21 protein-coding genes and 1 pseudogene are annotated in these 20,571 nt (G+C 72.9%); 15 read left to right on the top strand and 7 right to left on the bottom strand.

All coding sequences use genetic code 11. From position 1 onward, the window contains the following. Positions 1-117: 117 nt before the first annotated feature. On the top strand, positions 118-1,998 hold the full coding sequence (locus ABD297_RS00745; RefSeq protein ID WP_344252197.1) for a putative Ig domain-containing protein: 1,881 nt from the start codon (positions 118-120) through the stop codon (positions 1,996-1,998). 123 nt (positions 1,999-2,121) lie between these two features. Here ABD297_RS00745 and ABD297_RS00740 read toward each other — a convergent pair whose 3' ends face one another. The 4 genes from ABD297_RS00740 to ABD297_RS00725 are packed head-to-tail and all read right to left on the bottom strand — an operon-like array spanning position 2,122 to position 5,215. Further along, positions 2,122-3,195: an ABC transporter ATP-binding protein gene (locus tag ABD297_RS00740; RefSeq protein WP_344252196.1), complete on the bottom strand. Its 1,074-nt coding sequence runs from the start codon at positions 3,193-3,195 to the stop codon at positions 2,122-2,124. Further along, positions 3,192-3,977, bottom strand: a complete 786-nt coding sequence (locus tag ABD297_RS00735; protein ID WP_344252195.1) for an ABC transporter permease — start codon at positions 3,975-3,977, stop codon at positions 3,192-3,194. The genes ABD297_RS00740 and ABD297_RS00735 overlap by 4 nt, the downstream gene beginning before the upstream one ends. 36 nt (positions 3,978-4,013) lie before the next feature. Continuing rightward, positions 4,014-4,823 carry a molybdate ABC transporter substrate-binding protein gene (gene modA, locus ABD297_RS00730; RefSeq protein WP_344252194.1) on the bottom strand — a complete coding sequence of 270 codons (810 nt, stop codon included), beginning with the start codon at positions 4,821-4,823 and terminating at the stop codon, positions 4,014-4,016. Next, positions 4,820-5,215 (bottom strand): TOBE domain-containing protein, encoded by a 396-nt coding sequence (locus ABD297_RS00725; protein ID WP_344252193.1) that lies wholly within the window; start codon positions 5,213-5,215, stop codon positions 4,820-4,822. Before ABD297_RS00725 ends, modA begins: the two co-directional genes overlap by 4 nt. A gap of 175 nt (positions 5,216-5,390) precedes the next feature. Between ABD297_RS00725 and ABD297_RS00720 the strand changes: the two genes are divergently transcribed. The 8 genes from ABD297_RS00720 (at position 5,391) to ABD297_RS00685 (ending at position 12,223) form a co-directional block, all read left to right on the top strand. Then, complete coding sequence (locus ABD297_RS00720) at positions 5,391-5,771, top strand: ArsR/SmtB family transcription factor (RefSeq protein ID WP_344252192.1); 381 nt, start codon at positions 5,391-5,393, stop codon at positions 5,769-5,771. Beyond that, a complete protein-coding gene (locus tag ABD297_RS00715) occupies positions 5,768-6,271 on the top strand; it encodes an SRPBCC family protein (protein WP_344252191.1) in 504 nt (167 codons plus the stop codon). Before ABD297_RS00720 ends, ABD297_RS00715 begins: the two co-directional genes overlap by 4 nt. Before the next feature lie 5 nt (positions 6,272-6,276). Then, entirely contained in the window at positions 6,277-6,717 is a 441-nt protein-coding gene (locus tag ABD297_RS00710; RefSeq protein ID WP_344252190.1) for a VOC family protein, read from the top strand. A 152-nt stretch (positions 6,718-6,869) separates the two neighbouring features. After that, a complete protein-coding gene (locus tag ABD297_RS00705; RefSeq protein WP_344252189.1) occupies positions 6,870-7,445 on the top strand; it encodes a hypothetical protein in 576 nt (191 codons plus the stop codon). A 2-nt stretch (positions 7,446-7,447) separates the two neighbouring features. Continuing rightward, positions 7,448-7,831 carry a hypothetical protein gene (locus tag ABD297_RS00700; protein ID WP_344252188.1) on the top strand — a complete coding sequence of 128 codons (384 nt, stop codon included), beginning with the start codon at positions 7,448-7,450 and terminating at the stop codon, positions 7,829-7,831. Beyond that, positions 7,753-9,630: a bifunctional polysaccharide deacetylase/glycosyltransferase family 2 protein gene (locus tag ABD297_RS00695; protein ID WP_344252187.1), complete on the top strand. Its 1,878-nt coding sequence runs from the start codon at positions 7,753-7,755 to the stop codon at positions 9,628-9,630. Before ABD297_RS00700 ends, ABD297_RS00695 begins: the two co-directional genes overlap by 79 nt. Positions 9,631-9,792: 162 nt before the next feature. Then, complete coding sequence (gene gabT, locus ABD297_RS00690) at positions 9,793-11,130, top strand: 4-aminobutyrate--2-oxoglutarate transaminase (protein WP_344252186.1); 1,338 nt, start codon at positions 9,793-9,795, stop codon at positions 11,128-11,130. A gap of 208 nt (positions 11,131-11,338) precedes the next feature. Continuing rightward, a complete protein-coding gene (locus tag ABD297_RS00685) occupies positions 11,339-12,223 on the top strand; it encodes a DUF559 domain-containing protein (protein WP_344252185.1) in 885 nt (294 codons plus the stop codon). A gap of 157 nt (positions 12,224-12,380) precedes the next feature. Here ABD297_RS00685 and ABD297_RS00680 read toward each other — a convergent pair whose 3' ends face one another. Continuing rightward, positions 12,381-13,205, bottom strand: coding sequence for an SGNH/GDSL hydrolase family protein (locus tag ABD297_RS00680; RefSeq protein WP_030193666.1), 825 nt, complete (start codon positions 13,203-13,205; stop codon positions 12,381-12,383). Continuing rightward, complete coding sequence (locus ABD297_RS00675; protein ID WP_344252184.1) at positions 13,202-13,879, bottom strand: uracil-DNA glycosylase; 678 nt, start codon at positions 13,877-13,879, stop codon at positions 13,202-13,204. Before ABD297_RS00675 ends, ABD297_RS00680 begins: the two co-directional genes overlap by 4 nt. Positions 13,880-13,923: 44 nt before the next feature. Here ABD297_RS00675 and ABD297_RS00670 point away from each other — a divergent pair, with 44 nt between their 5' ends. From ABD297_RS00670 to ABD297_RS00645, 6 genes and pseudogenes are all read left to right on the top strand, one after another. Next, on the top strand, positions 13,924-15,102 hold the full coding sequence (locus ABD297_RS00670; RefSeq protein WP_344252183.1) for an N-acetylglucosamine-6-phosphate deacetylase: 1,179 nt from the start codon (positions 13,924-13,926) through the stop codon (positions 15,100-15,102). Positions 15,103-15,111: 9 nt separating this feature from the next. Further along, the gene (locus ABD297_RS00665; RefSeq protein WP_344252182.1) at positions 15,112-15,759 is read left to right on the top strand and encodes an HAD family hydrolase; all 648 of its coding nucleotides are present in this window, start codon (positions 15,112-15,114) and stop codon (positions 15,757-15,759) included. Positions 15,760-15,830: 71 nt separating this feature from the next. Then, positions 15,831-17,192 carry a pyridoxal phosphate-dependent decarboxylase family protein gene (locus tag ABD297_RS00660; RefSeq protein ID WP_344252181.1) on the top strand — a complete coding sequence of 454 codons (1,362 nt, stop codon included), beginning with the start codon at positions 15,831-15,833 and terminating at the stop codon, positions 17,190-17,192. Between the two features lie 174 nt (positions 17,193-17,366). Beyond that, positions 17,367-17,714 (top strand): annotated as a pseudogene (napA, locus tag ABD297_RS00655) (nucleoid-associated protein NapA); the annotation flags it as partial. Positions 17,715-17,805: 91 nt separating this feature from the next. Continuing rightward, positions 17,806-18,270, top strand: coding sequence for a GNAT family N-acetyltransferase (locus ABD297_RS00650; protein WP_344252180.1), 465 nt, complete (start codon positions 17,806-17,808; stop codon positions 18,268-18,270). Then, a complete protein-coding gene (locus tag ABD297_RS00645) occupies positions 18,267-19,337 on the top strand; it encodes a P1 family peptidase (protein ID WP_344252179.1) in 1,071 nt (356 codons plus the stop codon). Before ABD297_RS00650 ends, ABD297_RS00645 begins: the two co-directional genes overlap by 4 nt. Before the next feature lie 9 nt (positions 19,338-19,346). Here the strand turns inward: ABD297_RS00645 and ABD297_RS00640 are convergent, their stop codons facing one another. Then, the gene (locus ABD297_RS00640) at positions 19,347-20,555 is read right to left on the bottom strand and encodes a M48 family metalloprotease (protein ID WP_344252178.1); all 1,209 of its coding nucleotides are present in this window, start codon (positions 20,553-20,555) and stop codon (positions 19,347-19,349) included. Positions 20,556-20,571 lie beyond the last annotated feature (16 nt).

Below are 20,571 nucleotides of genomic sequence, written 5' to 3'. Positions count from 1 at the left end.
CTACGTTTTCAAGCGCCGCCCGGGCGACCGGTCGGAGGCAGTCCCCTGAGTCGCGGCTCGCCACCCCTGCGCAGCGCTCGGCTCCGGTCCTTCGTCACACCTTTCGAGAGGATCCACATGCTGTCCACGCACACACGCCGCCGAGGCCTCGCCCGGGTGGCGTTCCTGGCCCTGGCGGCCGCGGCGACGGTCGCCGTCGCTGGTTCGCCCACCGCAGGCGCGCTTCAGGCGGGGAGCTCCCACCGCCCGGCGCCCAACCCGTACTCGCCCCAGACGGGCCACACCTACCGTCACGGTGTCGTGCCGACCCAGGCGACGAACGCGCGGATGAAGCAGTGGGCCGCGACCCAGTCGACGACGGCCACCGGCACCCAGACGCTCTCCTACGGCGGTGCCGTCGACGGCATCGGCGTCACGAGCGGCAAGCCGAAGGTCTACCTCGTCTTCTGGGGCACGCAGTGGGGCAGCCAGGGCACCGACGCCAACGGCAACCTCACCTTCTCCAGCGACGCGGCGGGCGGCGCGGGCCGGCTCCAGCAGATGTTCAAGGGCCTGGGCACCGGCGGCGAGCAGTGGTCCGGGGTCATGACGCAGTACTGCGACGGACCGGGCGTCGCCAGCGGAGCCACCTCGTGCGCCACCAGCACGGCGCACGTCGGCTACCCGACCGGAGGGGCCCTGGCCGGGGTCTGGTACGACAACAGCGCCGCCGAGCCGTCGGCCGCGACCGGCACCCAGCTCGGCACCGAGGCCGTCAAGGCCGCAAGCCACTTCGGCAACACCACGGCCGCCTCGAACCGCTACGCGCAGTACGTCGTCCTCTCGGCGACCGGGCTCAACCCCGACAACTACAAGACCGGCGGCTTCTGCGCCTGGCACGACTGGAACGGTGACGTCAGCGTCGCCTCCAGCGTCGGCGACGTGGCCTTCACCAACATGCCCTACGTCATGGACCAGGGCTCGAGCTGCGGCCAGAACTTCGTCAACTCCGGCAGCGCCGGCACGACGGACGGCTACACCATGGTCGAGGGTCACGAGTACGCCGAGACCATCACCGACCAGAACCCTGCTGGCGGCTGGACGAACCACACCGGCAACGCCACCTACAACGGCCAGGAGAACGCCGACGAGTGCGCCTGGATCGCCCCGGGGTCCGCCGGCGGCGCCGGCAACGTCAGCATGGGCAACGGCTCGTACGCCGAGCAGGCCACGTGGTCCAACGACACGAACCGCTGCGACATCTCCCACCCGACGGTCGGCGGCACGACGAGCAACACCGTGACGGTCACCAACCCCGGCAACCAGTCCGGGACCGTCGGCACGGCCAAGAGCCTCCAGATCCAGGCCAGCGACTCCGCATCGGGCCAGACCCTCACCTACTCGGCGACGAGCCTCCCGACGGGCCTGACGATCAACAGCTCGACCGGCCTGATCAGCGGAACCCCCTCTGCGGCAGGCACCTACAACGTGACGGTCTCCGCCAAGGACACCACGAACGCCAGCGGCTCGGCCACCTTCACGTGGACGATCGGCACGTCCGGCACCTCGTGCAGCGGCCAGCTGCTCGGCAACCCCGGCTTCGAGACCGGCACCGCCGCACCGTGGACCGCCAGCACGGGAGTCGTCGACAGCTCGACCAGTGAGCCGGCCCACTCGGGCAGCTGGAAGGCATGGCTCGACGGCTACGGCTCCTCGCACACCGACACGCTCTCGCAGTCGGTGACGATCCCGGCCGGGTGCAAGGCGACCCTGTCGTTCTACGTGCACATCGACACGGCCGAGACGGGCACGACGGCCTACGACAAGCTGACCGTCAAGGCCGGTTCGACGACGCTCACGACGCTCTCGAACGCCAACGCCGCCTCGGGCTACGTGCTCAAGACGTTCGACGTCTCCTCGTTCGCGGGCCAGACGGTCACGGTCGGCTTCACCGGGACCGAGGACAGCTCGCTGCAGACGTCCTTCGTCATCGACGACACCTCGGTGACGCTGGGTTGAGTGCGACGTGGGTCGTCCCGGCGACGGGGCGACCCACGCTCGGGCGGGTGGGGTGCGGACGGGTTCCGTGCCCCACCCGCCCTCGTCGTCGCCCTGGTCACCGAGTGCGGTCACCGAGTGCGGTCAGCGAGGGTAGGTGCGCACCTCGGTCGCCTTGACCGCGGCCCAGACCTCCTGCCCGACCTGCAGCCCGAGCGCCGTCACGGACTCGAGGGTCACCTCGGCCGTGAGGGGCACGTCACCGACGAGCCCGACCCGGGCCGACTGTCCCTGCATCGTCACCGAGGCGATGCGCAGCCGCCAGGCGTTGCGTGGTGACCCCTCCGGCTCGTGCAGGTGCAGTGACACGGCGCTCGGCGGGACCGTCGCCCACACCGGCCCCTCGGTGGGACCGGTCGTGACGATGAGCCCACCGTCCGCGGTGCGCACGTGTCCGTGCGAGTCGCCCTGTCCGGCATACAGGTTCAGCCCGACGACGGTGCCCACGTAGGCGCTTCGTGGTTCGCTCAGCACCTGGGCCGGCGTGCCCGTCTGGGTCACGCGCCCGTGCTCGACGAAGACGAGGTGGTCGGCGAGCGTCAGCGCGTCGAGCGGGTCGTGGGTGACGAGCACGGTCACCCCGTCGTATGCCGTCAGCCGCGCCGCGAGATCGCTGCGCGTGCGTGCGCGCGTGTCGGGGTCCAGGGCGGAGAGCGGCTCGTCGAGGAGCAGCAGCGACGGGTCGGTGGCGAGGGCGCGGGCCAGGGCGACGCGGGCCTGCTGGCCCGACGAGAGCTCGCTCGGCCTCGCTGCCTCGCGGTCGCCCAGGCCGACCCTCTCGAGCTCCGTGCGGGCGCGTTCGCGGGCCTGCTGCCGGGCGACCCCGCGGCTGCGGGGACCGAAGGCGACGTTGTCGACGGCGCGCAGGTGCGGGAAGAGCAGGCTGTCGGCGAGCATGAGGCCGACGTGGCGCGCCTCGGGAGCGAGGCGGTGTCTCCCGTCGTCCCAGAGCTGGCCGCCCACCCTCACGTGGCCCTCCGCGAGGGGCAGCACCCCGGCGAGGGCCAGCACCGTGGAGGTCTTGCCGCCCCCGTTGGGTCCGAGCACCCCGATGACCTGTCCCGGCTCGGCTCTGAGTGCGACGTCGATCTCGGCTGCACCGCGGGACAGGCGAACTCGCGCATCTAGGCCCGCGCTGTGATCGGCCGGAGAGCTCATCGCAGCCACCGGCCGCGCAGCACACCGAGCACGAGCACGCTGACGGCGAGCAGCATGATGCTGATCGAGATCGCCACCTGCGGGTCGCGTTCGAGCTCGACGTAGACGAGCAGGGGGAGCGTCTGGGTGCGACCGGCGAAGTTGCCGGCGAAGGTGATGGTCGCGCCGAACTCACCCAGCGCCCGGGCCCACGCGAGGGCCAGGCCGCTCGCGATGCCGGGCAGGACGAGCGGGATGCCGACCGTGCGCAGGTAGCGCAGGTCGGTGGCCCCGAGCGTGCGCGCCACCGACTCGAGCCGTGGGTCGAGGCCGCGCACCGCGCCCTCGACGGCGAGCACGTAGTAGGGCATCGCCACGAAGGTCTCGGCGAGGACCACGGCGACGGTCGTGAAGGGGATCTGGATGCCGAAGGGGGTCAGGTGCTGCCCGACCACCCCGTTGCGCCCCCAGGTCATGAGCAGGGCGACGCCGCCGACGACCGGTGGCAGCACGAGCGGCACGGTCAGCAGGGCCCGCACCCAGCTCGTCGCCCGGTGCTCCGACCGCGCGAGGAACCATGCCAGGGGGGTGCCCAGTGCGAGGCAGAGGACAGCGGTGACCGAGGTCGTCGTGAGCGAGAGCCGCAGGGCCGGAAGGACGGTCGGCGTCGCAAGGTCCGACGGGAGGCGGGCCCAGTCGGCCCGCAGGAGCAGCGCGACCAGGGGGACGACGAGCAGCAGGAGCGCCAGCCCCGCCGGGACGCCGAGGGCGACACGCGAACGCCAGCCGGCGGCATACCTCATGTCAGGTCATCCTTCCGGTGGCGCGGCGGAAGGAGGTCAGGGCGCGCCGAAGCCGAACGACTGCACCGTCGCCAGACCCTTGGCGCTCAGCAGGTAGGCGACGAAGGCCTTGGTCGCGGCGTCGTCGGTGAGCGTGATGACGGGGTAGGTGAGGCGCGTGTTGAGCTGCGAGGGGATCTCGATGCCCTTGACGGCGTCCTTCGACGCGACGACGTCGGAGTGGTAGACGACGGCGGCGTCTGCCTCGGCGAGCTTGACCTTGGCGAGGGTCGCCTTGACGTCGACCTCCTTGCTCACGACGTTGGGCACGACGCGCGCCTTCTTGAACGTGGCCTGCGCGGCCTTGCCGCACGGCACGGTGTCGGCGCAGAGGACCACCTTGACGGTCGGCTTCGCGAGGTCGGCGAGGGAGGTGACCTGGCCGGGATTGGCTGGTGGCACGGCGATCTCGAGCGAGTTGCTCGCGAAGGTCTGCGTGTCCTTGACCATGCTCTTGTCGAGCGGCTCGGCCGCTGCGGTGCCCGCCAGGGCGATGACGGAGGCGGGTGCGCCGTTGTCGACCTGCTGCACGAGCGTCGCGCTCGAGCCGTAGGAGGTCTCGACGGTGACGCCCGGATGGGCGGCCTCGAAGTCCTTCTTCAGCTGGTCGAACGACTCCGTCAGCGACGCCGCGGCCAGGACCGTGACCGTGCCCTGGAGCGACGTCGTGCCGCTGCCGCCCCCGGCGGACGGGGTCGCGGAGGTGCCGCACGCGGCCAGCACCGCTGTCAGGAGCGCGGCCAGCCCGGTGGCCGCGACGGCCGGAGCCAGCCGCCGGGTCGTGGGGCGGGGGATGCGGGAGCTCATGCGGGCACCTCGACGACGACGTGGGTGGACTTGACGCTGGCGACCGCGACCGAGCCGACCTCGAGGGCGAGCTCGTCGACGGACTCGCTCGACAGCAGCGAGACGATGCGGAAGGGGCCGCACTGGAGCTCGACCTTGGCCATCACCGTGTCCTTGGTGATGGCGGTGACGATGCCGCGCATCCGGTTGCGGGCGGACGCGGCGCCGATGGTCCCGACCGCGGCCGGGTGCGCCAGCTCCTGCGCCACGGCTGCGAGCTGGGCTCCGTCGACGGTGCGGCGCCCCGCGTCGTCCGTGGCCCCGTCGAGCCGGCCGGAGTCGACCATGCGTCGGACGGTGTCGTCGGAGACGCCGAGCAGGGCGGCAGCCTCGGTGATACGCAGATGCGGCATGGAGGTCACCCTACCTCCGCACCTGCGGAACATGAGGTGCTTGGGTATGCCGCGTCCGCGCGTGGCGACGCAGCGCCGGGTGGGCGGATGGCCGGGTCCACGGCCGTCGGGTCTTGACGGGGCGTCGGTGTCGGCGTTTAATCAACGTATTAGTTGATCAAGGAGTTTGTTGACAATGATCCTCACGCCCGTCCCCGAGGCTGACCTCGACCGCGCCTTCGCGGCACTGGCCGACCCCGTCCGGCGCGCCATCATCGCCCGCCTCAGCCGGGGCGCCGCGACCGTCAACGAGCTCGCCGAGCCCTTCGCGATCAGCAAGCAGGCCGTCAGCAGGCACATCCAGGTGCTCGAGCAGGCCGGCCTCGTGAGCCGGACCCGCGACGCGCAGCGCCGTCCCGTCCACCTCGAGGCGGCCCGGCTCGAGGCCATGACGGCCTGGATCGACCGCTACCGGCTCGCCGCCGAGCAGCGCTACCGCTCGCTCGACGCCGTCCTCGAACGCGGCGCCTCACCCGCAGCAACCACACAGATCAGTGACAAGGAGCAACAGCCATGACCAACCCACTCACCCTCGACATCCCCGCCGGCGTGCCGTGGATCGACTTCATGCGCGAGTTCGACGCTCCCGTCGAGGCCGTCTTCAACGCCCACCGCGACCCCGAGCTCGTCCGCCAGTGGCTCGGCCCACGCGGCTACGAGATGGACATCGAGCGCTGGGACTTCACCCCCGGCGGCGGCTACCGCTACGTGCACCGCAACCCCGAGGGGATGGAGTTCGGCTTCCACGGGACGTTCCACACCGTCCGCGACAACGACCTCGCGATCCAGACCTTCGAGTTCGAGGGGGCACCCGACGAGGTCGCCATCGAGTTCATGCGCTTCGTCGACCTCGGCGACGGCCGCTGCCGCCTCGAAGGACGCAGCATCGGCCGCACCGTCGAGGGCCGCGACATGATGGTCGAGAGCGGGATGGAGAAGGGCATGTCCGAGGGCTACGAGCGTCTCGACGAGCTCGTCGCAGCGCCCACGTCCGCTCCCGCGCCGGCTCAGGGATGACCGGCATGGACTGGACGCTCGAGGTCGTCATCGTCCCCGTCAGCGACCTCGCCGCGGCCATCGCCTTCTACCGCGACCAGGTCGGCTTCGACCTCGACCACGAGACGCGCAACGAGCACATGCACGTCGCCCAGCTGACGCCGCGGGGCTCCGGCTGCTCCGTCGTCGTCGGCGACCTGCCGTCGCAGCGGGCCATGGAGCCGGGCTCGCTGCACGGGGTCCAGCTCGTCGTCGCCGACGCCGAGGCCGCGCGGGCCGAGCTCGTCGGCCGAGGCGTGGAGTGCTCCGAGGTCCAGGTCATCGACCCCCGCGACGGCGGCACCTTCTTCGGCTTCTCCGACCCCGACGGCAACTCGTGGGCGGTCCAGCAGCTCACGGTCCGCGCCGACCGTCCGCTCATCCCGCACGAGGCCCGCGGCCGTTTCGGCGAGGACGTCGGCAGCTGACGGCGCGGCGGGGCGCCCGCGTTCGGGGCAGCGCTGCCCCAGAGGCCGTGCCGACGGGTCTCCCAGCCACTTCCGATGATCCTCGGAGGGAGTCGGGATGCGTCAGGAGGGGGCACGCCGTCAGGTTGCCGTAACATGTTGTGGCTGTGCCCATGCTCGATACGCCCTCCCCACGTCCGCCCCAGGATGCCGCACCCGTTCCGGTCTTCCTCGACGCGACGGGCCGTCGCCTGAAGCGCGCCCGCGTGGCGGGGGGAGCGGTGACGGCACTCGTCGTGGCCTACGTGGCCCTCCTGCTGAGTGCAGCCCTCGGCGGACCGAGCATCGACGCCCCCTTCCTGCCACGCCCTGCCGCTCCCACCAAGGGACTCGCCGCGATCCCGCGCGCGAGCCTGGCGGTCACCGCCACGGGTGCGTCGACGGGCGGAGCGTCCACGTCGGCAGGCGCGAACACGTCCGGCGCGACCGCCGCGACGGGAGCCGCAGGGGCGGGCAACGGCGCGGCTCCGGGGGCCACGTCCGTCCCGTCCGGTGTGGGCGCCACCGCCGGCACCACGGCGGCGACGGGACCCGTGGTGAGCACCGGCACGCCGGCGCCGCCCACGACGACCGCTGTCCCGACTGCCACCGCGACGTCACGCCCCGGGCGCAGCGCGAGTGCTCCCGGGCGGACCGCCCACCCGACGCCGTCCTCCACCTCGTCCCCGACCGTGTCCCGGACGCGCTGACCATGAGCCGACACTCCGGCGAGGGCCGACGGTCTCCCCAGCGGCGGCGTCAGGTGGGGCGCCACCGCGTGCCGCCCTCCAGGCTCGTCCGCCCGCGCACGCACTGGATGACGCTGGCCGCGGTGCTCGTGGCCCTCGGGCTCGCCCTCGTCGTGCAGGGATACGTGCGCCACCTCTACAGCGTCGGTGACGACGCCGCCGTGGCGCAGGGCCCGGCGGGCAGCGTGCCGGCCGCCCTGATGCACGGCGGACCCGTCGTGGACGCCCGCGGGGCGCCTTGCGCACGGCCCGCCCTGCCGACGGCGTCGTGGCCCTCACCTTCGACGACGGTCCGGACCCGACCTGGACGCCTCAGGTGCTCGACGTGCTGCGCCGGCATCACGTGAAGGCCACCTTCTTCGTCGTCGGGACGCAGGCCCTGGACCACCCGGACCTCGTGCGCAGGATCCTCGCCGAGGGTCACGAGATCGGCCTGCACACCCTGACGCACGTCGACCTCGGCACCGCGCCGGAGTGGCAGCGGCGGCTCGAGCTGCGGGAGGCGCAGCAGGTGCTGGTGGGGGTGACGGGCGAGACGACGGCCCTGCTCCGACCGCCGTACAGCTCGGACAACTCCGCAGTGGACGACGCGCTCCTGTCCGCCATGAGGAGCGCGGCCGACGGCGGCTACGTCACGGCGCTCGCCACGCGCGACGGCGAGGACTGGCGCCGCCCCGGCGTCGACGCCATCGTCCGCAACATCACCCCGTCCGGGCGTGCCGGTGAGGTGGTCCTGCTCCACGACGCGGGCGGTGACCGCAGCCAGACCGTCGCCGCCCTCGACCGTGCCCTGCCGGTCCTGCAGGCCGACGGCGTGCGGTTCGAGACGCTGAGCCAGTCGGTCGGCATGGCCGGCGCGATGAGCCCCGCGTCTCCTCTCGACAGGCTCACGGCCGACACGCTGGTGGGTGTGCTCCGGTTCAGCGACTGGCTCATCGCCGTCATCGGCGCGGTGCTCGTGCTGAGCGGGATCGTCACCGCCCTCCGGGCCGTGCTGGTCGTCGGGGCCGCCGCACGCCACCGCCGCGACCGTGCCCGCCACCAACCGGGCGAGCCCGTGCTCGAGCCCGTCAGCGTCCTCGTGCCCGCCCACAACGAGACCGCCGGCATCGAGGCCGCCGTGCGCTCGATCGCGGCGTCGACCCACCCGGTCGAGATCATCGTCGTCGACGACGGGTCGACCGACGGCACGGCCGACCTCGTCGAGTCGCTCCGGCTGCCCGGGGTCATCGTCGTCCGCAAGGAGAACGGCGGCAAGCCGTCCGCCCTCAACGAGGGCCTGCGCCACGCGTCGCACGACCTCGTGGTGATGGTCGACGGCGACACGGTGCTCGAGCCCGATGCCGTCCACGCCCTCGTCCAGAGGTTCGCCGACCCCCGGGTGGGTGCCGTGTCGGGCAATACGAAGGTGGCCAACCGCGGCGGGATCCTCGGCCGCTGGCAGCACATCGAGTACGTCATCGGCTTCAACCTCGACCGGCGCCTGTTCGACATCGCCGAGTGCATGCCCACCGTCCCCGGGGCCATCGGCGGCTTCCGCCGATCGGCCCTCGCGCGCGTGGGTGGCGTCAGCGACGACACCCTGGCCGAGGACACCGACCTGACGATGGCGCTAGCTCGCGACGGGTGGCGCGTGGTCTACGAGGACACCGCCCGCGCCTGGACCGAGGCGCCGGCGTCGCTCGGCGCGCTCTGGCGGCAGCGCTACCGCTGGTGCTACGGCACGCTTCAGGCGATGTGGAAGCACCGGGGGGCCCTGGTGCAGTCGGGGGCTGCCGGCAAGCTCGGTCGCCGCGGGCTGACGTACCTGCTGGCCTTCCAGGTCCTGCTGCCGCTGCTGGCGCCCGCCGTCGACGTCTTCGCCCTCTACGGACTCGTCTTCCTCGACCCCCTACGCGTCCTGCTCGTCTGGCTCGTCTTCCTCGCCGTCCAGCTCGCCATGGCGGTCTACGCCTTCCGCCTCGACGACGAGCCCATCGGCCCCATCTGGACGCTGCCGCTGCAGCAGGTGGTCTACCGGCAGCTGATGTACCTCGTCGTGGTCCAGTCGGTGTTCACCGCCGCCGCCGGCACCTACCTGCGCTGGCACCGGATGGATCGTTACGGCAGCCTTCGCGTCCCCGTGGCTTCGCGCGTCGACGCCTGACGCCCGTCCTCGGGCGTCGGACGAACGACGCGTTCGGTGGCGAATGCGGCGGCACACCGCTGGGTTCGTGACCGAACGTGGCCTTCGGCTGCGGAATGCGCACCCAAGCGACCTCCCGACCCGGGTTCCGTCGGGGCCCGGCCGGACGGCATACTGACCCCCATGAGCAACGTCCCCCAGCAGCGGCTCCTGCAGACCGCGATCCCCGGCCCGAAGTCGGCCGCGCTCCAGGCCCGCAAGACGGCGGCCGTGTCCGCCGGCGTCTCCACCGGCCTGCCGGTCTACGTCGAGCGTGCCGGCGGCGGCATCCTCGTCGACGTCGACGGCAACCAGCTCATCGACTTCGGCTCCGGCATCGCCGTGACGACCGTCGGCAACGCGGCTCCGCGGGTCGTCGACCGCGTCACCGCACAGGTACAGGACTTCACCCACACGTGCTTCATGGTCACGCCCTACGAGGAGTACCTCGAGGTCGCGGAGGCCCTCAACGACCTGACGCCGGGCGACCACGAGAAGCGCACCGCGCTCTTCAACTCCGGGGCCGAGGCCGTCGAGAACGCAGTCAAGGTCGCCCGCCACTTCACCGGCTGCAACGCCGTCGTCGCCTTCGACCACGCCTACCACGGGCGCACGAACCTCACGATGGCGCTGACGGCCAAGAACATGCCCTACAAGCACAAGTTCGGCCCCTTCGCCGGCGAGGTCTACCGCGCGCCGATGAGCTACCCCTACCGCTGGCCGGGCGGCCCCGCCGACTGCGCCAAGGAGAGCTTCGACGCGTTCGTGAGCCAGGTGCACGCGCAGGTGGGGGAGGACAACCTCGCCGCCGTGATCCTCGAGCCGATCCAGGGCGAGGGCGGATTCATCGTCCCCGCACCGGGATTCGTCAAGCAGGTCGCCGACTGGTGCACCGACAACGGCATCCTCTTCATCGCCGACGAGGTGCAGACGGGCTTCTGCCGCACCGGTGACTGGTTCGCCAGCGAGCACGAGGGCGTCGTGCCTGACCTCATCACGACGGCCAAGGGCATGGCCGGCGGCCTCCCGCTCGCCGGCGTCACCGGCCGCGCCGACGTCATGGACTCGATCCACGGTGGTGGCCTCGGCGGCACCTACGGCGGCAATCCCGTCGCGTGCGCGTCAGCCCTCGGCGCCATCGAGACGATGAAGGAGGAGGACCTCTGCGCCCGCGCCAAGCAGGTCGAGGCCCTCTTCGTGCCGCGCCTGCAGGCGCTCGCCGAGAAGTACCCGCAGATCGGCGACATCCGCGGCCGCGGCGCCATGCTCGCCGTCGAGCTCGTCAACGGCCCCGGCGACCTCACGCCGAACGCCGCCCTCACCGGCGCCGTCAACAAGGCCTGCCACGCCGACGGCCTCGTCACCCTGACGTGCGGCACCTACGGCAACGTCTTCCGCTTCCTGCCGCCGCTCGCCGCGAGCGACGAGCTGCTCTCCGAGGGCCTCGACATCTTCGAGAAGGCCTTCGCCGCGAGCGTCTGAGACCCCACCGAACCGATCACGTATGCCGTCCCGCTGACCCAGCGGGACGGCATACGTGCGCTGTGGGCCCGGTGGGGACGGCCGGCTGGCAGCTCGTGTCGCTCTGAGCGTGTTCTCCGTCGCGAGGCGTCCCGCTGCCAGCCCGCCGCCCCGAACGGCCTGTGGACGACGACCCACGGGGTCGCGCGTTGCAGGCCATCGTGGGCGTATGGACGCCGCCGAAGCCGTGCACAGGCTGGGCGGGGTCTGCACCTGGCGCCAGCTCCGGCGCGCCGTGCCCTGGCGCAGCATCGGGAGCGCCGTGGAGTCGGGTGACGTGGTGCGGCTGCGTCGCGGCCTCTACGGCCTGAAGGGCGCCGACGAGGCGCCTGCCACCGCCCGTCGGCTGACGGGCACGCTCTCCCATCGCTCCGCCGCCCTGCACTGGGACTGGAGGGTCAAGACCACGCCACGCCTGCCCGACGTGACCCTGGCCCGGCACCGGCGACTACCGCAGGGAGCACGAGACGTCGCCACCCTGCACTGGCGCAACCTGCCGGCCGACCACGTGTGGTCACACGTGACGAGCCCGGCTCGAACGGTCGTCGACTGCTGTCTCGACCTGCCCTTCGACGAGGCGCTGTCGGTCTTCGACTCGGCGCTGCGCTCGGGGCTGCGACGTCGCGAGGTCACCGCGCTCGCGGTGGCCCTGGGTCCACGACAGCGGGCACGCGTGCTCCGCGTCGCCCGGCACGCGGACTCTCGCGCAGCCAACCCGTTCGAGTCGGTGCTGCGCGCGATCGCCCTCGGCGTCCCCGGCCTGACCGTCGAGGCGCAGGTGCGACTGCGCTACGACGATCTGTACGCACGCGTCGACCTCGCCGATGAGCTGCTCCAGATCGTCATCGAGGCCGACAGCCATGAGTTCCATGCCGAGCGCCGCGCCTTCGACCGCGACTGCCGGCGCTACGACGAACTCACGGTGCGTGACTGGATCGTCCTGCGCTTCACCTGGGAGCAGGTCATGTTCGAGCCCGGCTGGGTCTCCGACGTGCTCGCCCGTGCTGTCGCGCTTCGCCGGGAGTCCCGGGCGAGGCTGCGCCCGGCCGCCTGACTGGGGACGTCCGGCTGGCAGCTCGCCGCGGCTGCCGCACGAGGGTCGCTCATGGACCGCCTGCTGCCAGCCGGCCGTCCCGGTCGTCCCTGGCGACCGCGGGCGTATGCCGGGTGGCTGAGCCCGCGACGCGGCATACGTCAGCGGGCGGCTGGGTTCACGGCTGGTCGAGCGGAGCCACGTCGGGGCGCTTGGCCTGACGGTGGTCGCCCGAGCTGCGGCCCGTGAGGCGGCGGTGCACCCAAGGGCCGACGTACTCCTTGGCCCACTGCGCGTTGGCCTGCAGGGCCTCGCGGCGGCCGATCGGCGGCGCGGGCTCGAGCGGCGTGGCCCAGTCGGTCTCGGCCGGCGTGTGGCCGAGCGCCTCGAGGGCGGCGAGCGCGACGCGGCGGTGGCCCTCGGTCGTCATGTGGATGCGGTCCTCGCTCCACATCCGCCAGTCGCGCAGCGCGTGCAGGCCCCACTGGTCGATGACGTGGGCGCCGTTGCGGCGGGCGATGCTCCAGATGTTGGCCGTGTGGATCGCGGCTCGCCCGCGGGTGGCCTTGACGAGCGGTGCATCGGCCGGGTCGACCGGCGTCGCCATGAGCACGTCGGCGCCGGTGGCCCGGATGCGCGCGACAGCCGCCTCGAGGCGGGCGGCCAGCCCGTCGAGGTCCGCCTTGGGGCGCAGGATGTCGTTGCCGCCGCCGACGATGCTGACGAGGTCGGGCTGCAGCGAGAGGGCGTCCTCGAGCTGCGGTCCCACGACGTCGGCGAGCTTGCGGCCACGGACGGCGAGGTTGGCGTAGCCGAAGTCGACGCCCTCGGCCCGGGCGATCCCGGACAGGTGTGACGCGAGCCGGTCGGCCCAGCCGGCGAACTCGCCGTCGTGGCCGAAGTCCGGGTCGTCGTCGCACATGCCCTCGGTGAACGAGTCGCCGATCGCGACGAACCGGGTCCAGACCGTGGGCCCGGAGACCTCGGGGGTGGGCTGGGTCATGTCAGCCTCCAGTCGATGGGTGCCGCGCCCTGCTGGGCGAGGAAGTCGTTGGTGCGGCTGAAGGGCCGCGAGCCGAAGAAGCCGGAGCGTGCCGAGAGCGGCGACGGGTGCGCCGACTCGATGCGCGGCACGTCGCCGAGCATCGGGGCGAGCGACTGCGCCTGACGGCCCCAGAGGATCGCGACGAGCGGGCCGCCGCGCTCCACGAGGGCCGAGATCGCCTGTGCCGTCACGGTTTCCCAGCCCTTGCCCTGGTGGCTGGCGCTCGCGCCGGGTCGCACGGTGAGCACCCTGTTGAGCAGCATGACGCCGCGGTCGAACCAGGGCGTCAGGTCGCCGTTCTCGGGCGTCGGCAGGCCGAGGTCCGTGCCGAGCTCTGCGTAGATGTTCTGCAGCGACCGGGGGACCGGTCGCACGTCCGGCGCCACGCTGAAGCTCAGCCCGACCGGGTGCCCCGGCGTCGGGTAGGGGTCCTGCCCCACGACGAGCACCCGCACGTCGGGCAGCGGCAGCGAGAAGGCCCGCAGCACGCGGTCCCCGGCCGGGAGATAGCCGCGTCCGGCCGCGACCTCTGCCCGCAGGAACTCGCCCATCTCGGAGATGGTGTCGGCCACGGGCTCGAGCGCCGGGACCCACGTCGGGTGGACGAGGTCGGGGAGGGGGCGGGCTGGCACGCCCACACGCTACCCCCGCCGGGTGTGCGACAGAATCGACCCTGATGAGCCTCACACTGCGCGGACCCGCCCTCGTCGACGACGCCGTGCTGCCCGACGTCCTCGTCCACCTCGACGGCGAGCGCATCGCGGCGGTCACCCCGGTCACGCCCGGGGCCGAGCCTCCGCCGGCCGCCCACTCCGCCCAGCGGGTCAGCGGGACGATGCTGCCGGCCTACGTCGACGTGCACTGCCACGGCGGCGGCGGGACTGCGTTCACCGACCTGCGCGAGGACGCCGCGGTCGCGGCCGCCGAGCACCACCACCGCGCCGGGTCGACGAGCCTGCTCGCGAGCCTCGTCACGATGAGCCCGCGCGACCTCGAGCGGGGCGTCGCGATGCTCGCCGAGCTCGCCGACGACGGGCTCGTCGACGGAATCCACCTCGAGGGACCGTGGCTGGCCGAGGCGCGCTGCGGTGCGCACGACCCGACGCTGCTGCGCGACCCGTCACTCGCCGAGGTCGAGCGCCTGATCGCCTTGGGCCGCGGGCACATCCGGCAGGTCACGCTCGCCCCCGAGCGTGATCACGGGCTCGACCTCGTGCGCTGGCTGACCTCCGCCGGCATCCATGCCGCGGTCGGCCACACGACCGCCACCTACGCCCAGGTCGAGCAGGCCGTCGCGGCCGGCGCCGACCTCGCCACGCACCTCTTCAACGGCATGGACCCGTGGCACCACCGCAACCCGGGCGCCGTTGCGGCACTGATGCGCTCGGCTGCGCGCGGTCAGGTCACGGTCGAGCTCATCGCCGACGGCGCGCACCTCTCCGACGACACGGTGCGCACCGTCCTCGACCTCGTCGGCGTCGACCACGTCGCATTCGTCTCCGACGCCATGGCGGCGGCCGGGGTGGGCGACGGCAGCTACGTCCTCGGCGGCCTCTCGGTCGTCGTCGACCGCGGCATCGCCCGTCTCGCCCGCGACCCCGACGGCACGACGCCCGGCTCGATCGCCGGCGGCACGAGCCACGTGGCCGACATCGTCGCGCGGGCCGTCGCCTCCGGAGTCCCGATGGCGTATGCCGTCCGCCCCGCCACGCGCACCCCTGCCCGCGCGCTCGGGCTGGCAGACCGCGGCGCGCTGGCCGCCGGGTCACGCGCCGACCTCGTCGTCGTCGACGGTGACGCCCGCCCGACCCGGGTCATGAGACGCGGGCGGTGGCTGGAGCCCCTGCTGCCCTAGGCTCGGCCGGTGACTTCTCCCCGCTGGTCCACCGCCGTCTTCGACCTCGACGGCACGCTGGCCGACACGATCAACCTCATCGTCGAGTCCTACCAGCACGCGTTCCGCACGATCCTCGGGCACGAGGAGGACCCGGACGTCATCCGGTCGTGGATCGGCCGGCCGCTCATCGGAGCCTTCCGCGACCACTCGCCGGAGCACGCCGACGAGCTCTACGCGACCTACCTGACGTGGAACGCCGACAACACCGAGCGACTCATCCGCGGCTACGACGGCGTCGTCGACGTGCTCGGGGACCTGCGTGCGGCGGGCGTCCACGTCGGGGTCGCCACCTCGAAGCGGCGCGAGTCCGCGCAGCAGGCCATGGACATCCTCGGGATCAGCGCGCACGTCGACGTCCTCGTCGCCATGGAGGACACCGAGCGGCACAAGCCGGACCCCACGCCGCTGCTGCTCGCGCTCGACCGGATGGGCCGCGGGTCCAACGACGCGGTCTACGTCGGTGACGCCGTCGTCGACGTGCTCGCCGGCAAGGCGGCAGGCATGGACACCGTCGCCGTGACGTGGGGCGCCGGGCAGCCCGAGGCCCTGCACGGGGTGCGCCCCACCGCCGTCGCCTCGAGCGCGGACGAGCTGCGCACCACCCTGCTGGGCTGACCGCACGCCCCACCCGTCACGCCGCCCACAGGCGGTCGGTGGCACCCGGCCGCAGGGCCTAGCATCTGTGCGTGCACAGCTTCGACAAGGACGCCGACCACGTCGCCGTCGACAAGGTCCTCAGCTACGCCCGCGAGCGGCTCCTCATGGACCCGATCCCGCTCGACGGGGCCCAGACCGAGGACTACCTCAAGGCGGCCGCCGGCCAGACGATCACCGCCGAGGGCCTCGGCTCGACCCGCGCCATGGAGCTCTTCGAGCACACCCTCGCGCCGGCCTGCCTGTCGACGGACCACCCGCGCTACCTCTCCTTCATCCCGTGCGCCCCGACGCGTGAGGCCGCGGCCTTCGACGTCGTCGTCGGCGCCTCGTCGATCTACGGCGGCTCGTGGATGGAGGGCGCCGGCGCGGTCTACGCCGAGAACCAGGCGCTGCGCTGGATCAGCGACCTCGCGGGCCTGCCCGGGTCGGCGGGTGGCGTCTTCGTGCCCGGCGGCACGGTCGGCAACCTGTCGGCGCTCGTCGTGGCACGGCATACGGCCAGGGCGAACGCCAAGGAGGCGGGCACCGGCGCCCGTCCCTACCGGATCGCGGCGACCGACAACGCGCACTCGTCCGTCGTCTCGATGGCTGCCGTGATGGACGCCGAGGTCTGCGGCGTCCACGTCGACGACAAGCTGCGCCTGACCGGCGCCGAGCTGCGGAAGACGTTGGAGGAGAACGGTCCCGAGACGTTCTTCGCCGTGGTCGCGACGAGCGGCACCACGAACTTCGGCGTCGTCGACGACCTCGCGTCGGTCGCCGAGGTGTGCCGTGAGTTCGGCCTGTGGCTGCACGTCGACGGCGCCTACGGCGGCGCCGGCCTCGCCGCGCCCTCGGTCCGCCACCTCTTCGACGGCATCGAGCACGCCGACTCGTTCATCGTCGACCCGCACAAGTGGCTCTTCGCGCCCTTCGACTGCTGCGCGCTCATCTACCGCGAGCCGGAGCTCGCGCGGGTGGCGCACACGCAGGAGGCGGGCTACCTCGACGTCATCACCAAGTCGGCCGAGTGGAACCCCACGGACTACTCGATCGGGCTGACGCGCCGCGCCCGTGGGCTGCCGCTCTGGTACTCCCTCGCCGTGCACGGCACCGACGCCTACGTCGAGGCCATCGAGAGCACGCTCGAGGTGACCCGCTTCGCCGCCGACGAGATCGGGCGGCGCGACTACCTCGAGGCGGTCCGAGAGCCCGACCTGTCGGTCGTCGTCTTCCGCCGGCTCGGCTGGGGGCCGGAGGACTACCAGGCGTGGACCGACCGGCTGCTGGGGGAGGAGTTCGCCTTCGTCGTGCCGACGACCTTCCGCGGCGAGACGCTGACGCGCTTCGCCATCGTCAACCCGCACACGACGAAGGAGGACGTCAACGCCATCCTCGACACGATGGCCTGAGGGGGCAGGACCGCCCTGGACGGCCCAGGTGAGGCCCGCCCAGCGGCCTGACGATGGGTCGCGAGGGGCTGGTGTGACCGGTGTTCCAGACGGTGTTCCAGCCGGCCAGACCGACATGCCGCGCCACGCCGAGGCTGAATGACACCCCTGTCATTTGGGTCTAGGGTGTGACCGGAGCCAACGCGCGACGACGCAAGCGCACGAACGCAGCGAGACGGGGACATGAGCACAGAACACGCCACGGCGCAGCCGCACCGCCACGAGTCCGAGGACGGCCTCAGTGCGCGCGACCTCGAGATCCTGGCGTTCGAGCGCCAGTGGTGGAAGTACGCCGGCTCCAAGGAGCAGGCCATCAAGGAGCTGTTCGACATGAGCTCCACGCGCTACTACCAGGTGCTCAACGCCCTCCTCGACAGCCCGGAGGCCCTCGAGGCCGACCCGATGCTCATCAAGCGCCTGCGCCGCATGCGCGCCAGCCGCCAGCGGGCGCGCACCAGCCGCCGTCTCGGCATCAACGTCTGAGCCGTCCAACCCGCTGGGTCTCCCCGCGCCGTCTCCGGCCGGTTGCGCCGGGTTGCGCACCCTTTGATCGGCCCCGTGGTTCACTTCCCTCATGGCCGAGGTGACGATCCGTCGCGCGTCGGCCGACGACGCCCTCGTCGTCGCCGCGCTGCACCTGCAGTTCGCCCGTGAGCTCGGTATGCCGTCCGAGCCCGGCTACCTCGACCGTTTCGTCGACGCGTGGCTGGCCGAGCGGCCCGACCGTCCGACGTGGATCGCCGAGAGCCGGGGCGAACACGCCGGCATCCTCGAGACCCGGCGCATCCGCGCCCTGCCGTGGCCCGGGCGCAAGGACGTCTCGTGGCTGCACGTCGGCGGCCTCTTCGTCGCTCCCGGCTGTCGGGACCGCGGGGTGGGCCGGGCCCTGACCGAGGCGATGATCGAGTGGTCGCGCACCACCGACGTCAAGTGGATCCGGCTCAACGCCCCGGACGACCGGGCCCAGGAGTTCTACGAGCGGCTCGGCTTCAGCTCGCCGGGGCGGCTCATGGAGTTCGACCTCCGGGACCCGCAGTGAGCGGAGCCGTCGAGGCTCCCCGGCCGGGACCGACCAACTCCCTCGTCGACGTCGCCGGCCTGCGTGTCGGGCACTGCACCCGCGACGAGCCCGGCTGGCTGACGGGCGTCACCGTCGTCGTCGCTCCGCCCGGCGGGGCTGTCGCCGGGGTGGACGTGCGCGGCGGCGGTCCCGGGACCCGCGAGACCGACCTGCTCGACCCCCGCAACCTCGTCGACCGGGTCCACGCGGTCGTCCTCGGCGGCGGGTCGGCCTTCGGGCTCGCCGCCGCCGACGGCGTCATGGACGGCCTGCTCGACGACGGGATCGGCTGGCCCATGGGCGAGCCCGGCCGGGTTGTGCCCATCGTCCCGGCCGCGATCCTCTTCGACCTGGGCCGCGGCGGCACGTGGGGTCACCGTCCGCGCGCCGAGGACGGCAGGGCGGCATACGCCAGCGCGTCGACGGACGCCGTCGAGCAGGGCTGCGTGGGCGCCGGCACCGGAGCCAAGGTCGGGGGCTTCAAGGGCGGGATCGGCTCTGCCAGCGTCGTGCTCGCATCGGGCACGACCGTCGCGGCGCTCGTGGTCGTCAACGCCGTCGGCTCGGCCGTCGACCCGACAACGGGTCTCCCGTATGCCGTGGGCCTGGGTCTCGGGGACGAGCTCGCCCACGTCTCGGCCCCGAGCGCGGACGAGCTAGCCGAGTCGCACGCCCGGGCGGAGGCACAGCCCGAGAGTGCCGGACGGCCTGGTCTGGCCACGACCATCGGGGTCATCGCGACGGACGCCACGCTGACGAAGGCGCAGTGCCAGAAGGCGTCCGGCGTCGGCCACGACGGTCTCGCGCGGGCGCTCAAGCCGGTGCACACGCTCTTCGACGGCGACACCCTCTTCACGCTGGCGACCGGCGACCGGCCGGCGCCCGACCCCGTCGAGCAGACGCTGCTCATGGAGGCAGGCGCCGACTGCGTGGCGCGGGCGGTCGTGCACGCCCTGCTCGCGGCCACCTCGGTCGACCGCTCGGCCGCCGGAGGCGTGGCTCTGCGCTCCTGGTCCGACGCCTTCCCCTCTGCAATCCGGGGCTGAGCCGACCGGTCAGAGCCAGCTCTCGAGTAGGTCGTCGCGGAACCGTCGGGTCAGCAGGGGTCGCAGACCGGCGAGCTCGGCGTCAGCCGCCCCGACGAGCGCGTGACGGGCCTCGAGCCCGGGGGCGTCCGCCGTGGTCGGGTGCGCCTGGAGCACGCCGATGCGCAGGTCGTCGCGGGGGTGGGAGGCGTCCCAGCGCAGGTCCTCCTCCCGGGCACGCGTCCGGGCCCGGGCGACCTGGCCCGCGGTCAGTGCCACGCGGTCGCGGACCTGAGCCAGCGCGTCGAACGGGTCCTCCCGCCGTCGCGCGGCCGCACCCGCGAGCGTGTGCAGGCCCGAGATGCCCGTCGTCGTGAGCAGCAGGCGGAGCATCGCCGGGGTGCCGGCCACCTCGGCGGCGCGCAGGTCTGCGGCGTACTCGCGCACCTGGCTGTCGCGGGCGGCGCCCCGTTCGAAGGCCAGGAGCAGCAGCAGCGTCGGCAGCGACACGACGGTGAGGACGGCCCGGCCGACACCGTTCACGACGGCGTTGGAGCGCCCGACACCGAGCCGGGCGTCCTCGAGGTCGGAGACGGCGTCACGGGGGAGCGGAGTCAGCAGGGTCGCCAGCCGCTCGAGCAGTCCGTGGGCGTGGCCGACGAGAGCGGCGTGGCCGGTGTCGCGGGAGCGGAGGTGACCGAGCTCGTGGCAGAGCAGGGCGATCCGCTCTTCGTCGGTGAGGCACGTCCAGAGCGGCAGGCCCACGACCAGGGCCGGTCGCTGCGCCCAGCCGGTGCTGACGACACCTGCACCGAAGTCGGTGTCGACGTGCACGGTCGCCGGCGGGGGCGCCCCGACGGCCGAGGCGAGGTCACGGACCAGGCGGTGCGTGGCAGGGAAGTGCGCGGGGTCGAGCTCCGTCGCGTCGTGCACCCGAACGGGCCGGGGCGCCAGCGCAGCCACGAGGGCCCAGCCGGCTGCGACGCCCACCCAGCCCCACATCCCCTTGGGCGTCACGGTCGCCAACGCCAGCAGGAGAACCGCTGCGACGGCAGCCACGAGGACGAGGACAGCCAGCAGGGTCACCGCGCTCGTGCCTCGCGACGTCGCGGCATCGAGCCCGCGCGCGACGAGCTCGTCGTGGGTGCGGCGAGCTGTGGCGTCGGTCGCGGCCAGGCGGCGCCGGGCGAACCACGACAGGTCGGATCGGGCAGGGCTGGACGGAGACGGGTCGGGCACGGTGAGAGTCCTTCGG

The organism is Terrabacter carboxydivorans (genome assembly GCF_039532035.1).
GTDB lineage: Bacteria > Actinomycetota > Actinomycetes > Actinomycetales > Dermatophilaceae > Terrabacter > Terrabacter carboxydivorans.
Note: the sequence above shows the minus strand (reverse complement) of the source record. Positions and strands in the feature narration are given on the sequence as shown.

Excerpts from the sequence above, each read along its gene's own strand:
- ABD297_RS00650 (WP_344252180.1), top strand. The coding sequence starts at position 17,806 with ATGGCCGAGGTGACGATCCGTCGCGCGTCGGCCGACGACGCCCTCGTC.
- ABD297_RS00745 (WP_344252197.1), top strand. The coding sequence starts at position 118 with ATGCTGTCCACGCACACACGCCGCCGAGGCCTCGCCCGGGTGGCGTTC.
- modA (WP_344252194.1), bottom strand. The coding sequence starts at position 4,823 with ATGAGCTCCCGCATCCCCCGCCCCACGACCCGGCGGCTGGCTCCGGCC.
- ABD297_RS00700 (WP_344252188.1), top strand. The coding sequence starts at position 7,448 with ATGAGCCGACACTCCGGCGAGGGCCGACGGTCTCCCCAGCGGCGGCGT.
- ABD297_RS00670 (WP_344252183.1), top strand. The coding sequence starts at position 13,924 with ATGAGCCTCACACTGCGCGGACCCGCCCTCGTCGACGACGCCGTGCTG.
- ABD297_RS00715 (WP_344252191.1), top strand. The coding sequence starts at position 5,768 with ATGACCAACCCACTCACCCTCGACATCCCCGCCGGCGTGCCGTGGATC.
- ABD297_RS00680 (WP_030193666.1), bottom strand. The coding sequence starts at position 13,205 with ATGACCCAGCCCACCCCCGAGGTCTCCGGGCCCACGGTCTGGACCCGG.
- ABD297_RS00720 (WP_344252192.1), top strand. The coding sequence starts at position 5,391 with ATGATCCTCACGCCCGTCCCCGAGGCTGACCTCGACCGCGCCTTCGCG.
- ABD297_RS00705 (WP_344252189.1), top strand. The coding sequence starts at position 6,870 with ATGCTCGATACGCCCTCCCCACGTCCGCCCCAGGATGCCGCACCCGTT.
- ABD297_RS00740 (WP_344252196.1), bottom strand. The coding sequence starts at position 3,195 with ATGAGCTCTCCGGCCGATCACAGCGCGGGCCTAGATGCGCGAGTTCGC.
- gabT (WP_344252186.1), top strand. The coding sequence starts at position 9,793 with ATGAGCAACGTCCCCCAGCAGCGGCTCCTGCAGACCGCGATCCCCGGC.
- ABD297_RS00735 (WP_344252195.1), bottom strand. The coding sequence starts at position 3,977 with ATGAGGTATGCCGCCGGCTGGCGTTCGCGTGTCGCCCTCGGCGTCCCG.
- ABD297_RS00710 (WP_344252190.1), top strand. The coding sequence starts at position 6,277 with ATGGACTGGACGCTCGAGGTCGTCATCGTCCCCGTCAGCGACCTCGCC.
- ABD297_RS00725 (WP_344252193.1), bottom strand. The coding sequence starts at position 5,215 with ATGCCGCATCTGCGTATCACCGAGGCTGCCGCCCTGCTCGGCGTCTCC.
- ABD297_RS00685 (WP_344252185.1), top strand. The coding sequence starts at position 11,339 with ATGGACGCCGCCGAAGCCGTGCACAGGCTGGGCGGGGTCTGCACCTGG.